This window comes from Paraburkholderia sp. GAS199, from assembly GCF_050436585.1.
Lineage (GTDB): Bacteria > Pseudomonadota > Gammaproteobacteria > Burkholderiales > Burkholderiaceae > Paraburkholderia.
In genome coordinates this window covers 12222-25207 of record NZ_JBNDMM010000001.1, presented here as the reverse complement: position 1 = coordinate 25207, position 12986 = coordinate 12222, and the positions used below count along the sequence as shown (strand labels likewise).

Below are 12986 nucleotides of genomic sequence, written 5' to 3'. Positions count from 1 at the left end.
CGTGACGGTATGACGCATTTGGCACAGGTGGTTTCCGAGTGAGGCCTGCCGTGCAAAAAGAGCGTTGTCGCACTCGGCCGCACGGCCTGATCTGGAGTGTCAGGCGTTCGTACTTTCGAGTATCGGATCGGGCTATGAGCGTCAACATGATCGTTTGGCTGAGCTTAGGGGTGGGAATTGATGAGAAACAGGTCGATCTGATCATCCGCATCCCAACATTTTTTTCGCAAGTGCACTGAGCTCTTGGAAGCCGCCACTGAGAGGGTGAGGACCTATACTCAAGTGTTAGATGCCCTCAGAATCGTTTGGGTTGCCGAACCTAATGCATGACTGTTCCCGCAAACTTTTACGGCTTATCCTGTGATTACAGGATCGCTCAAATCCTCTCAGTCCGCGTTTTTCAGGAGAGCCGTCGATCATGACGACCGCGCAGATTGCTTTGCTCCGGGAGAGTACTAAAGCCTCGGACTTCACCTTGCGACCAATTCCTGATCAGAGGATATCGCTCTCGGAGTGGCGTGGTGCGCCAGTCATCATCGCGTTCTATCCACCGGACTGGAGTCCCGTTTGCGGCGACGAACTGGAGGTCTTCAACTCTGCGTTGCCGGCGTTTCACAGGTTTAGTGCCCAACTAATTGCAGTCTCTGTGGACACTGTGTGGAGTCACGCAGCTTTCGTTGAACAGTGCAAGTTTCATTTCCCATTACTAGCGGACTTCGAACCCAAAGGCGAGGTCGCGCAATGCTATGACGCCTACCGCGCCTCAGAAGGTGTATGCGAACGCGCGCTGTTCGTCCTTGATGCCCACGGAATAATCCGCTGGTCCTACGTTTCTCCTATCACGGTGAACCCTGGTGTCGACGGAATCCTTGACGCGCTTCAAAAGATCCCTCAATAGACAGAACAGGACATCTCATGAGCCATCTCTCTCCTCCGGTTGGAACTCTCGATCACACGCAAGGCCCCGAAGACGCACCCGTGACTCTTGTTGAGTACGGCGATTTCGAATGCCCCTATTGCGGCGCCATGTATGGCGTTATCAAGGCGGTGCAGCAAGTCATGGGCGAACAACTCCGATTCGTGTTTCGGAACTTCCCGCTGACGGACATGCATGCACATGCGCTACATGCTGCGGAATTTGCCGAAGCTGCGGCTGCAGCGGGAATGTTCTGGGAGGCTCATGACATTTTGTACGCGAATCAGATCGCGTTGACCGATGACGATCTGAGCCGATACGGTGCCGGTTTGGGCTTGGACGCGCGCGAGCTCGCGAGTGCTTTTTCGGGAAAGTATGATGAAACGATCCAGAAAGACTTTGACAGTGGGTTGCGTAGCGGTGTGAACGGAACGCCTACGTTTTTCATCAACGGTCACCGGTACGAAGGGGCTCGAGATGCAGAAACCCTGATCACGATTTTGCGCGCTTCAATCAAGACCACTTAGGCCTCCCGTCAAATGAGTAAGCGGCAAAGCAATTTCAATTCGCCGCTTCTTTGTTACGACAGAGAGCTTACGACACGATTGTCTAGATCGCGTGATCTGAGCGCTAAACTCTTCAGACATCGATAAGTTCCCGCAGCCGGTCGCCAGCCAACGGCATGTCGCGGACTCGCTTTCCTGTTGCATCGAATAACGCATTGGCTAGTGCGCCGGCGGTCGGTCCCATCGACGCTTCGGCTGCACCCAGAAAGGGTGCACCTGGGCGATTTATTAGATGAACATTGATGCTGCGCGGTGCGGCCGAATAGCGAAGGATTGGATAAGTGCTCCAGTCGAAGCTGCGGATTCTGGACGTGTCGAACTTAAGCTCTTCGTAAAGCGTCCAACTGGCCGCTTGAACCACGCCCCCCTCGATCTGGTTGCGAATACCATTCGGATTGACGATTTGCCCTGAATCTACCGCGACTTCGGCGTGTTCTAGAACTACCTGGCCGGTTTCAGGCACGACCGACACTTCAACAGCTATCGCCACATACGCCATCAGATTCTTGTATTTTCCGAATGCAAAACCGACACCATGATTGCGCTTGCGCGGCGGCCTTGGCCAGCCGAATTGGCGGGCGGCGAGCGTGATGACGTCGCGCGCGCGTGGATCCTGCATATGCTTGAGACGGAATGCGACCGGATCGGTGCCCGCGGCCGCGGCTAGTTCGTCCATAATCGCTTCGATAGAGAACACATTCATATGCGCACCGAGTGAGCGCATCGCCGACGTGTGCAAGGGCATGGTTGGCGAAAAATTGTTCACGATATGCATGTTTGGAAACGAGTACAGCGGAATCGCGTTCCGGTCACCGCCCCCTTCTGGTTGAACCATCGGCACGGACGGTGCAGGTACAAAGGGTTTTTCCAACATTTGTGCTGGAATCAGGCGGCCGGCATTGACAATGCGCTCATTATGCGAACTGCTCCACAGCGCGTAGTTCCAGTCGACAATGGTGCCGCTCGCATCGAGCGAGGCACTGACTTCTGTGACCATTGCCGGCGTATAGTGATCCCAGGTGTGCTCCGTCTCGCGCATCCATTGCACGCGTACGGGCGCTCCTTGCATCTCACGCGCGATCAGCGTTGCGTGAGCCGCGACGTCATCCGCACCATTGTGGCCGTAGCACCCCGATCCCTCCACATGGATGCAGCGGATCTTTTCCTTCGGCATCGACATCATTTCTGCGAGCCCGTCGCGCAGAGGGTAGACGCCTTGCGAGTGGGTCCAGACGGTCATTTCGCCATCTTTGTATAGTGCGACCGCGGCAGATGGTCCAATCGACCCGTGCATCATGTAGCGCTTGGTGTATTTCGCGCTCAATGTCTTCACGGGCGTGCCGGCCGGGTGATGGGAATTGGCAATTTCGATATGCTCAGTCGAAATCTGCTTCAGATCGCGATGCACCGTGGCAGGGTCGGGCAGCGTCCGACCCGTGGTCCACTTGGAGCCTGCAGACAACGCACGATGTGCCTGTACGGCGTGCCACTCACCGGTAGCAACCACGGCTAGCATGCTGCCGTTGCGAACGATTTTGACCACGCCCGGCATTTTGAGAACCTCTGGCGCATTGGTGTCCAGAAGTCTGGCCTCATACACCGGCGGCATCACGACACGCGCGTGCAGCATGCCAGGCATCATCAGGTCCTGAACGTAGCTTGGACTGCCGGTGACTTTGGCGGGGATATCTACACGTGGCAGCGAAGTACCAATCGTGTCGAAACTTGCCGGGTTTTTCAGCGGCGACGTTGGCGTTGCTACGCGGTGCAGATCGACCAGTCCGACTGCTTCACCATACGTCATGCGACGCCCGTCCGGCGCTTTGATCACCGCGTTGTGTGCACTAAGCTCGCTGCTTTTAACGCCGAAATGGTTCGCCGCAGCGTCGACCAGCAGGCCGCGCACTTGGGCTGCAGCATTAAGCAAGGCACTCCCGCTGTCGGCGATGGTGTGACTGCCAGCGGTTAGACCCTCATCAGGCGACGCGCCGGTGTCCGCCATCAAGAATGTGATGAGTGCAGGCGCCATGTCCAGTTCTTCTGCAGCGATTTGCAGCAGGGCCGTGCGCACACCGGTGCCGAGTTCGACCTTGCCGGTATAGACAGTCACTTTTCCCGTCGAGTTGATCTTGATCCAGGCATCGAGAAACGGGTTTGTTTTCAAACTGCCGGCTAAATCCTGAGTCGATTTGCCGATGTGCACGGCAGCGCCTTCGTCGGCAATCACTTCCTGTGCCATGGCACTGACGCCGGGGAACATACTGAAGCTCACCAGCAACGCGCCAGACATCATGAAACGCCGGCGCCCTTCATTAATTTTTTCGTCCATCGTGCTCATTGCGCTGCTCCGAAACTTCCAATCTCCATGGCCTCATTGGTGAGCGCATTTCCGGCCGGCAAATGGGCGACCTCACGAATCGCGGCGAGTATTCGGAGATGCGTGCCGCAACGACAAAGGTTGGGTTCCATATGCTTGAGCAACTCTTGCTCGGTCGGTCGGGGGTTGCGATCGAGCAATGCTTGGGCGCGCATGATCATGCCCGCGATGCAATAGCCGCACTGCGCGGCCTGATGATCGATGAATGACTTCTGCAACGGGCTCGGGTGGTCGACCGTGCCGAGGCCTTCTACCGTGCGGATCGGACGTTTGCCAATCGACGACACAGGAATCAGGCAGGAAAACACAGGCTTGTCGCCGACGATAACCGTGCAGGCACCACATTGACCAAGTCCGCAACCGAATTTCGCGCCGTGCAGATGGAGGTCGTTGCGCAGCGCATAGAGCAGCGGTGTTGACGGATCAATATCGAGGGCGTGCTGCAAGCCATTGACAGTTAGGGTGATCATCGCGCGTCGTTCTCCTTTCTGATGTTTTCTACCGTTTTTTCGACGTCCGTCCACGGGGCACGTTGCGAATAGGTCGCACGAATGTAGGACGCGAGATCGGCAACCTGCTGGTCGCTATAGACCTGATTGAAGGCTGGCATATAGTTCATTGTGTCTTCGCCATGCCAATTTATGCCGCCGAGAATCATCTGGATCACATTGCGTGGTGTCGTCGCGTTCACGGCAGTGCTGAACGCGAGAGTGGGACGCTCGCCGATTGATTGCATCGGAGCGTGTGGCCCATGACACTGTGCACACGACGCGGCGAACAGGACAGCGCCGTTCTGCACATCGGTCGAGAGCGCAACGCTCTGGGCGGGGGCGCCAGTAGCGGCAGGCTGAGGTTTCTGAACCGACAGGAGGTATGTGGCGATCGCTTGCACGTCTGCTTCCGGTACAGCAGCGAGATCGCGAGTGACGGGCAACATTGGACCGGCCGCCGCGCCGTGCTCGCTGGCACGACCGGTGCGCAGATACGTTACGAGCTGAGCTTGTGTCCAAGGCTTTGTCGCGGCGCCAAGCGCATTGAGTGGAGGTGCTTCCCACCCATCGACGACGCCGCCATCGAATGCGCGCCCTCGTTCCTCTCCGCCGATCAGATTGAGCGGCGAGTGACAAGACGCGCAGTGACCGAGACCGTCAACCAGAAGCTTGCCACGGTTCCATTGCGGGTCTTTCGAGGGATCGCTGGCCTGAGGACCTGGCCGTAGAAACAGCACGTTCCAGAAGGCGAGCAGGGGGCGGAAGTTCAACGGAAAGATCAGCTTGTTCGAGGGAGCAGTTGCCTTGACAGGATCACGCGTCATGAGATAGGCGTAGGCTGCCGAGATATCGCCATCCGACATACGGGTGAAGTGAATATACGGAAACGCCGGATAGAGCAGATGACCGTCGCGAGCGATCCCGTAACGGATCGCACGGGTGAATGCCTCGAGCGACCATGTGCCGATACCCGTCTCGGCATCGGGCGTGATGTTCGTGGCGTAGATCGTACCAAAGGGTGTCGCCAAAGGCAGGCCGCCAGCGAACGGTTGGCCACCTTTCGCAGTGTGACAGACTATGCAATCGCCGAGCGCCACGACGCGCGCACCCGCGAGGCGGGTTTGCGCGTCGAATGATGCAGCCGGAGGTGGGATAATGGGCACAATCGCGGGTTTCCACATCAGCGTGATGGCGGCGATGACCATGGCCGCAACGAACACGCCGCCGCCCCATAGCAATCTAGGTTTGAGTGTCATTTACGCACCTTCTCAAATCTCCGATCGGAAGTTTGGTACACGTAGCCACGCAAGCGAAGCATCGGACGTCGCCTTCATGCCTGCGCGGTGCTGCTGTCGAACGGATAGTCGATATAACCTGCGCTGTCTCCGCCATACCATCCTGCTGAGTGCGGTGTGGCGAGTGGTGCCCCTTTCGCAATCCGCTCGACGAGATCCGGATTGGCAATATAGGCCCGTCCGAACGCGACGAGATCGGCGTCGCCAGAGCTAATCAATGTGTCGGCGTGTTTTATGGAGATGCCGCCGTTCACCATCAACGTGCCATCGAACACCTTCCTGATGCGCGCAATGATGCGTGTCAAATCAGGCGCTCCGCTCCAGCCGTTCGTATCGGCAGCGTGAACATATGCAACGCCGAACTCGCCAAGCATTGCACCCACGTAGTCGTAAGTGCTGTCAGGGTCAGCGTCACGAACGTTGTTATAGAGCGCGTAGGGCGAGATGCGAACGCCCACTTTGTCGAAAGCAATCACAGACCCGATTTGCGTCAACACATCACGCAAAAAATTGGCGCGTTTCGCAATCGACCCGCCATAGCGGTCGTCGCGTGTGTTGGTAGTCGAGGACAGGAACTGATGCGGCAGATAACCATTCGCCGCATGAACTTCGATGCCGTCGAAGCCCGCTGCGATCGCGTTGGCTGCGCCTTGCCTGAAAGCATCGATCGTGAGATTCACCTCGTCGAGGGACATGGCGCGCGAGGGAGTTGCATGAATCCGCGTGTAGTGGCCGTTCTGCAATTGCCCCCACACTTGCAGTTGCTCTAGATCGTCGTTTACGCCGGAAGGCGAGAGCGGTGCTTCGCCTCGGAGAAGTGCAAATGAACTAACGCGGCCGCTGTGCCAGAGCTGCATGTACATACGCCCACCAGCTGCATGCACGCGGCTGGTTATATTGCGCCAGCCTTCGATTTGCTCCGTGGTCATGATGCCCGGGGTCAGTTCGAACGCCGCTGAGGCAGGGCTGACGTTTGTCGCTTCAGTGATGATCAGTCCCGCCGATGCACGCTGCTCATAGTATTGCGCCATCATTTCGGTAGGACAGCCACGCACAGGCGCACGCGACCTTGTCATGGGTGCCATCACGACACGATTCGGCAAGTTCAGGCCATGCAGATTGTAGCTATTCAAAATAGGCGAATGGGAGGACATGCTTAATTCCTTGTGCAAACTGTCAAGCGTTTTTTCAGGTCGCAGAAATTTCTGCCTAGCGTATCGGTAGCGCTTCGTTTTTTCCTGAAGTCTCGCTGAAATGTTATTAATGGACGGCACGCCGTCCAGCGAATCGGATTTCTGTGTTACTTCAGCCCGCGCGCGCGGCGTGCGGACGACCAATCGCTAGATAATGAGTCAAAGCGGCCAGCGGGAATGCAGTTGCGACTCCTGCGACCAACGGCCAGCCTCCGTGCTGATAAAGCGGGCTAGCGAGTGCTGAGCCAAAGGCACCGCCGACAAAGATACTTGTCATATATAGTGCGTTGAGGCGGTTCCTGCTTGCCGCGTGCAGGGCGTAAATCTCTCGCTGACCCAATACCATGTTCATCTGTACGCCAAAGTCGAGGACGATACCCGTTGCAACAAGGCCAAACACACCCCACGAGGGATGGATCAAGGCGGGAGTGTAGGCGAGTGCACCCACCATGAGTGCGATCAACGTGGCGCGTACAGTATGTCCAGCGTCAGCAAGTCTCCCGGCGACCGGTGCGGACGTCGCACCGATAGCGCCGACCAGCGCGAAGATGCCGATCTCCGTTTGGGACAGCCCAAACTGCCGGGTTAGCTCGATGGGTATCGCGGTCCAGAACAGACTGAACGAGGCAAACATCAATCCTTGGTATAGCGAGCGATGGCGCAGGATCGGCATTGTGCGGACCAAATGGCCGAGGGAGCCGATCAGTTCGAAATAACTCGCTTGATGGTCTGGTTGACGGCGGGGAATTGTTAAAGCGAGCACGCTGGTCACGGCAGTCATGAGGACGGCGGCAGAGCCGAATACCGCGCGCCAACCGAAGTGCCCAGCCAGTACACTCGAGATTGGCCGCGAAAGTAGGATGCCGAGTAACAAGCCGCTCATGATGGTGCCAACTACCTTTCCGCGGGACTCATCAGGCGCAAGATGCGCGGCGAGAGGTATGAGAATCTGTACGGCAACCGAGCTGAACCCGACCAGCAGCGAGATAGCGAGGAACCAACCAGGCTGATGGGTGAAAGCGGCCGCAGCAAGACTTACAATAGACACAAGTGCGGTGGCGATCATCAGCTTGCGGTTCTCCAGAAGATCGCCAAGCGGAACCAGAAAAAATAAGCCGAGCGCATAACCGATCTGAGTGATCGACACTATCAGACTAGCCATGTCTGACGACATGTGAACGTCCGGCGCGATCAGTTCAGTGATAGGTTGTGCGTAATACAGGTTGGCGACAATTGCGCCGCAACAAAATGCGAAAAGCGCGATCAAACCACTCGTTAGTTTGACCGAACTGCTTCCACCCGTCGCAATCGATGTCTGAAATGACATGACGACTCCTTAGACCCAAAGAACTAAAAAATTTCCGCTTAACGTGCGATATTCATCACCCGATTGCCAAGCGAAATGCCGAGCGAAGTCATGAGCTTGCTGCGTTCCAATTGCTGGCTTTCCCATTGCTTAAGAGCCGAATCGATCGTTTCGCCGTTGCGCTCGGCCGATTGCAGTGCTAATGCCAGGGTGTGCGCATTGGAGGCCGCTTTCGCAGTGCTGCCCGCCGTGTGTGGGCGCGGCACAGAGGCGGCGTCGCCAAGCAGCAGTGCTCGACAGAACACCATCTTGGGCGTACGAAGATCGACGATCGGTTGCATGAACGGATCGTCGGTCGAGTCGACCAGCGCGTGAAACGTTCGCCCCATCATGGCTTTTGCGTCCTCTTTTAACTGCGCGGTATCGGTGCTCTTCGCCGTTCCCGGTGGCAAGGAGAATGGACGCGCTGTGCCATGGCGGTCGATTAGCAACTGATTGAGTTGCTCGCGCGTGTACTTGCGATACCACACCCAATTCCAACGGCGCCTGCCGATCTGAGTGGAGTCGTCTTCGCCCGGTATCAGGTAGGAAAGCGCCAAATGGCCGTCACTATGCTGAAATACAAAGCGATCACGCAGGATGTTGGCGGCGAGAAGCGGAAGATCTGGTTCTTCCACAAGCCCACGCCACGCCACATATCCTGCATACGCGGGCACGACCTCGGGTAGCAGTCGGCTACGCAGCGTCGAGCGAATGCCGTCGGCGCCTATCAAAAGATCCGCCTGCTCAGCGCGCCCGCTCTCAAACTGTGCGATAACTCGTTCACCTTCCTGCCGGAAGTTGGCGAAAGTTTCGCCGCCATGCAAAACTTGTGTAGGCAAAGCGTTCTTCATTGCGCGGTAGAGCAGAGTCCAGGAAGTCTGCATCTGCGGCATGTAGAGTTCTTCGATACGGTTGTCGTCGCGATCCAGGTAAATGCGCTCGCCCGAAGGCACGCCAGGGGGATCGGGCAACCTCACGCCAGCAAAATGTAATGCGTCGAGCACGTCAGGCTGAAGCACCACTCCGCCGCCACGGCTCTCGAGCTGATTGTGTGAGGTCTCGAACACGTCGACATCCCAGCCAGCCGCGCGCAGTGTGACGGCTGCGAGAAGGCCTCCTAGTGATCCGCCAACGATGATTGCACGATGGTTCGCAGGGAAACTCATGTCACGCTCCTGAGCGAAGCTGAGCGTAGCGCCTGAGTGAACGTCGCAATAGGTTGTGCGCCGCTGATGATCTCACCGTCGATCACCGTCGTGGGGACAGCGCGAACACCCAAGTTGTCTGCTCGCTGGCGAGCTGCATCGATTTTGTGTTCGCCTGAACGGGAAGTCAGATAAGCACGGACTGCGTCTTTGTCGAAGCCCCTCGCCGAAGCGATCGAAACGAGGATATCCATAGAGCCGATGTCGCGGCCTTCAGAGAAATAGGCGGCATAAATGGCTTGATACAACGCTCCCGTCATACGCGGTTCGTTGTGCTCTTGAGCAAATTGCATCAGTCCATGTGCAAGACGCGTGTTCGGCGTGCGCGAGACGATGTTGTAGTTGATCAGTGCGCCCGCGCCGAGGCCGGCGGCAGCAACCTGCGCATCCATGCTTTGGGATCGGGCCCAACTGCCAAACTTCTGAGTGCGATATTCGCGCCGATCCATGCCTTCAAGAGGCATTGACAGGTTAAGTTCGTACGGCATATAGCGAACCGTAACGGAGCCTGCGACGCCGGACTCCGCAAGCGCAGCGGCAAAGTTACGTTGACCGATCCAGCACCACGGACAAATGAAATCGTAATTGACTTCAACTTGAATGGTCTGCATGCTGCACCCCCCTACTAGGCAACGGCTGGAGCTTATACGTTGCGACATCGCTATTGAATAACGATAAAATGCAACGCAACGTTGCAATGTGCGCAACTAATCGGGTGCTCTTCATGGACAAATTCCTTGCTCTTAATACATTGCTGGAGGTCGCAGACGCCGGAGGCTTTTCGAAAGCCGCACAGCGTCTTGGTGTGGCGACTTCCTCAGTGACGCGTCTCATGGATTCGCTGGAAACCTCTCTTGGCGCGGTCTTACTGACTCGAACTCCGCGAAGAGTTAGCCTGACCGACGCCGGCACTGCCTATGTCGAGCAGATTGGTAAAGTGCTCGACGATCTGGCCGAGGCGGACGAGAGCATTTTCGACAGCGGCGCGGCGCCAGTCGGGTCGCTCAGAATTTCCGTCCCGTCTACATACAGCCGGATGAGGCTCGCGCCACATCTCGCGGCGTTTCTCGCCGCGAATCCCAAGGTATTTCTAGACGTGGTTGTCGCCGACCACTTCGCGGATCTCGGGTTGGAGCGAATTGACGCTGCAATTCGCATCGGTCTACCGGACCGCGATTCGAACCTGATCGCCCGCAAGCTGGCGGACAACCCGCGCTACGTCGTGGCAAGCCACGATTACCTCGAACGCCGCAGCACACCGGAGGATCCCGAGGCGCTTGGCGATCATGAATGCCTCCGCGTCGCATACGGTGGCGGCTACCGTTCGCGCCAGATCTGGACTTTTCGCAGCGGAACCGCACAAGAACAGGTTGAGGTGCGCGGTCATTTGCAGTCGAACAGTCTCGACATCCTTCTTGAAGCTGTTCTTGCCGGGCGAGGCATCGCACTGCTGCCGGAATGGCTCGTCGGCGCGGAGATCCGCGCGGGACGCCTGATGCGATTGCTCGAGAACTTCGATGCTAGCCCCCACCAAGGCGATGCCATTGTCTATGCTGCCTATCTGCCAAACCGGCGACACTCAAGCAAGGTGCGCGCACTCGTTCAATTCCTCGAAGCTCGCCTCAATTCGTCACTCGAAGGCTGAGCCATCCACGCTAATGCTCTTGACGCGTCCGCCATGGCGAGTTCTGTACCACGTTCACTGTTTCGCTGTTCCGTGTGATTGAATACAGTGTATGAATGCATTGCCAATAAAGTCCTGTATAAAATGTGAAACGTTCTAAGCAAAAATAAATATTAAAATAATATTTGTCGATGCGATTTATAAGAAGTGCTTTTACGAATATTCAGTGCTTTTTCTAAAAACGAATCAAATATTAATCAATAGAATGAGACCGCGGAATTCGCCGCCTGCTCGATTCCGTTGTTGGAAAAAATGTACTTCGAAGGCTTCATTGGCCCTTTTATCGTAGTTGGCACATAGCGTGACCAATCAGTGACTGAGAAATTTCATGCCGACTCTAACGGATGGTGTGCTATACGGGATGGCAGTTCTTGTCCTCGATTTCCTTGCATGGCGTTTTATGGACCGTGCGAACGAGATGGCGCGATTCTCGATTCGGTCGGTGATGTTCATATTTTTTACCTGCATATTGTTCAGTTCGGGCATGAATCCGATGCGGGCGGCACCGTGGCAGGCTGAGCCATTTCGTCATGTTCTCGCCCAAATGCTGGAAATTGTCTGGTGGCTTCAGGGAGCTCGACTAGTAATCATCGTCCTTGATCGCGTGGTCTTGCCGCAGGCGTGGCACAAGGAGCGATTGTTTCAAGATGTGCTTGGCGCGTTGGTTTTTCTGGCTGCTGCAGTCGGTGCGATAGCGTTCGTGCTGCAATTGCCCGTGCGTGGCTTACTGGCCACGTCTGGCGCTCTTGCGATTGTTCTGGGGTTGGCAATTCAGAGCACCCTGAACGACGTATTTTCTGGCGTCGTCCTGAATGCAACCCAACCTTTCCGGTTGGGCGATTGGGTGTCAATCGGTGACGCGCAAGGGAAGGTAATAGAGAGTAACTGGCGTGCTACAAGCCTACTCAATGGACAGGGTAATCTTGTAATTATTCCAAACAGTGTGGCGGCGCGCACGAATATCGTCAATTCCAATCAACCGCCCCGCACGCATGGAATTAGCGTCGTACTGCCCATAAATCCGGGAATTCGGCCAGCGGTTGTTCTTGGTGCCCTCGCCAACGCGGCGGAGAGTTCTGCGGATGTATTGGCCGAGCCCAAAGCGAGCGTCAATGTGCGCGGAGCCACCAACGATGCTATTGAATACGAGATTGTGTGTTACGTCGATACGCTAGATAAAAAGGATGACGTACGTAATCGCCTGTTCGATCTCGCGCACCGGCATCTGTTGTCGCGCGGTGTGATATTGCACTCCTTGTCGACACCACCACCAGTCGCGTCCGGCGTTGATGAGAAGCGCCGACTACTCCACAATGTACTGATTTTTCAGACGCTAGATGACAGCGAGATCACGGAACTGGCGACGAGGTTGATCGCACGAGAATTTGATGCAGGCCAAACCATTTACGACGCGTCCGCCGAAGGTGCCGGCGACCTTCACATTCTTGCTCGCGGGGTCGCAAAAGTCGTCGCTCTAAAAAGCGCGGGAGAGGTTGAATTACGCAGGCTTGCACCAGGTGACGCGATCGGACAGGTCGACGCCATTGCGGACTTGGCGAACGTCGTTGTCGCGCGTGCGATGACCCGCGTCATGATTTATCAGTTGGACAAGTCGTCGTTGGCCTCTCTATTGACTCGGCGCCCGGATGTGGCAAGGGAAATGTGCCGACTGGTATCGGAGCACCACGCAAACGAGGAGATGCTACTTGCACCGCGGCCTGAGATGAAAATCGTGGACAGCAACCTGCTGCAATGGATCCGTGATGGCGTGAAGCGATTTCACGAGTTGACAACTTGACACGGCTTGCCGGCAGGCTTTGTCGATTTAGAGTTTTTTAGTTTCTTCTAAAGTCTTTATAGATTTAGTTCGCTACTCTGCAATCCGGAGATTCTGTCGAAATCCAGGCGATC

Annotated in this window: 11 protein-coding genes; 4 read left to right on the top strand and 7 right to left on the bottom strand. The window is 56.4% G+C overall.

Translation table 11 applies throughout. The features are described 5' to 3' along the window. The first annotated feature begins 418 nt into the window (after positions 1-418). Together P3T18_RS00090 and P3T18_RS00085 are read left to right on the top strand one after the other, a co-directional pair. Positions 419-898 carry a redoxin domain-containing protein gene (locus P3T18_RS00090; RefSeq protein ID WP_429297871.1) on the top strand — a complete coding sequence of 160 codons (480 nt, stop codon included), beginning with the start codon at positions 419-421 and terminating at the stop codon, positions 896-898. A gap of 17 nt (positions 899-915) precedes the next feature. Next, positions 916-1443 (top strand): DsbA family protein, encoded by a 528-nt coding sequence (locus P3T18_RS00085; RefSeq protein ID WP_429297870.1) that lies wholly within the window; start codon positions 916-918, stop codon positions 1441-1443. A 112-nt stretch (positions 1444-1555) separates the two neighbouring features. On the opposite strand, the gene P3T18_RS00080 is transcribed toward P3T18_RS00085, so the two are convergent. From P3T18_RS00080 to P3T18_RS00050, 7 genes are all read right to left on the bottom strand, one after another. Next, a complete protein-coding gene (locus tag P3T18_RS00080; RefSeq protein ID WP_429297869.1) occupies positions 1556-3820 on the bottom strand; it encodes a molybdopterin cofactor-binding domain-containing protein in 2265 nt (754 codons plus the stop codon). Continuing rightward, the gene (locus P3T18_RS00075) at positions 3817-4329 is read right to left on the bottom strand and encodes a (2Fe-2S)-binding protein (RefSeq protein WP_429297868.1); all 513 of its coding nucleotides are present in this window, start codon (positions 4327-4329) and stop codon (positions 3817-3819) included. The genes P3T18_RS00080 and P3T18_RS00075 overlap by 4 nt, the downstream gene beginning before the upstream one ends. Then, entirely contained in the window at positions 4326-5606 is a 1281-nt protein-coding gene (locus P3T18_RS00070; RefSeq protein WP_429297867.1) for a c-type cytochrome, read from the bottom strand. Before P3T18_RS00070 ends, P3T18_RS00075 begins: the two co-directional genes overlap by 4 nt. A gap of 74 nt (positions 5607-5680) precedes the next feature. Continuing rightward, complete coding sequence (locus tag P3T18_RS00065) at positions 5681-6799, bottom strand: alkene reductase (protein ID WP_429297866.1); 1119 nt, start codon at positions 6797-6799, stop codon at positions 5681-5683. A gap of 151 nt (positions 6800-6950) precedes the next feature. Continuing rightward, a complete protein-coding gene (locus P3T18_RS00060; RefSeq protein WP_429297865.1) occupies positions 6951-8165 on the bottom strand; it encodes an MFS transporter in 1215 nt (404 codons plus the stop codon). Positions 8166-8203: 38 nt separating this feature from the next. Next, on the bottom strand, positions 8204-9352 hold the full coding sequence (locus P3T18_RS00055) for an FAD binding domain-containing protein (RefSeq protein ID WP_429297864.1): 1149 nt from the start codon (positions 9350-9352) through the stop codon (positions 8204-8206). Then, positions 9349-10002: a DsbA family oxidoreductase gene (locus tag P3T18_RS00050; RefSeq protein ID WP_429297863.1), complete on the bottom strand. Its 654-nt coding sequence runs from the start codon at positions 10000-10002 to the stop codon at positions 9349-9351. Before P3T18_RS00050 ends, P3T18_RS00055 begins: the two co-directional genes overlap by 4 nt. Before the next feature lie 113 nt (positions 10003-10115). On the opposite strand from P3T18_RS00050, the gene P3T18_RS00045 reads away from it, so the two are divergent. Together P3T18_RS00045 and P3T18_RS00040 are read left to right on the top strand one after the other, a co-directional pair. Next, the gene (locus P3T18_RS00045; RefSeq protein WP_429297862.1) at positions 10116-11036 is read left to right on the top strand and encodes a LysR family transcriptional regulator; all 921 of its coding nucleotides are present in this window, start codon (positions 10116-10118) and stop codon (positions 11034-11036) included. A gap of 367 nt (positions 11037-11403) precedes the next feature. After that, positions 11404-12873 carry a mechanosensitive ion channel family protein gene (locus P3T18_RS00040; protein WP_429297861.1) on the top strand — a complete coding sequence of 490 codons (1470 nt, stop codon included), beginning with the start codon at positions 11404-11406 and terminating at the stop codon, positions 12871-12873. Positions 12874-12986 lie beyond the last annotated feature (113 nt).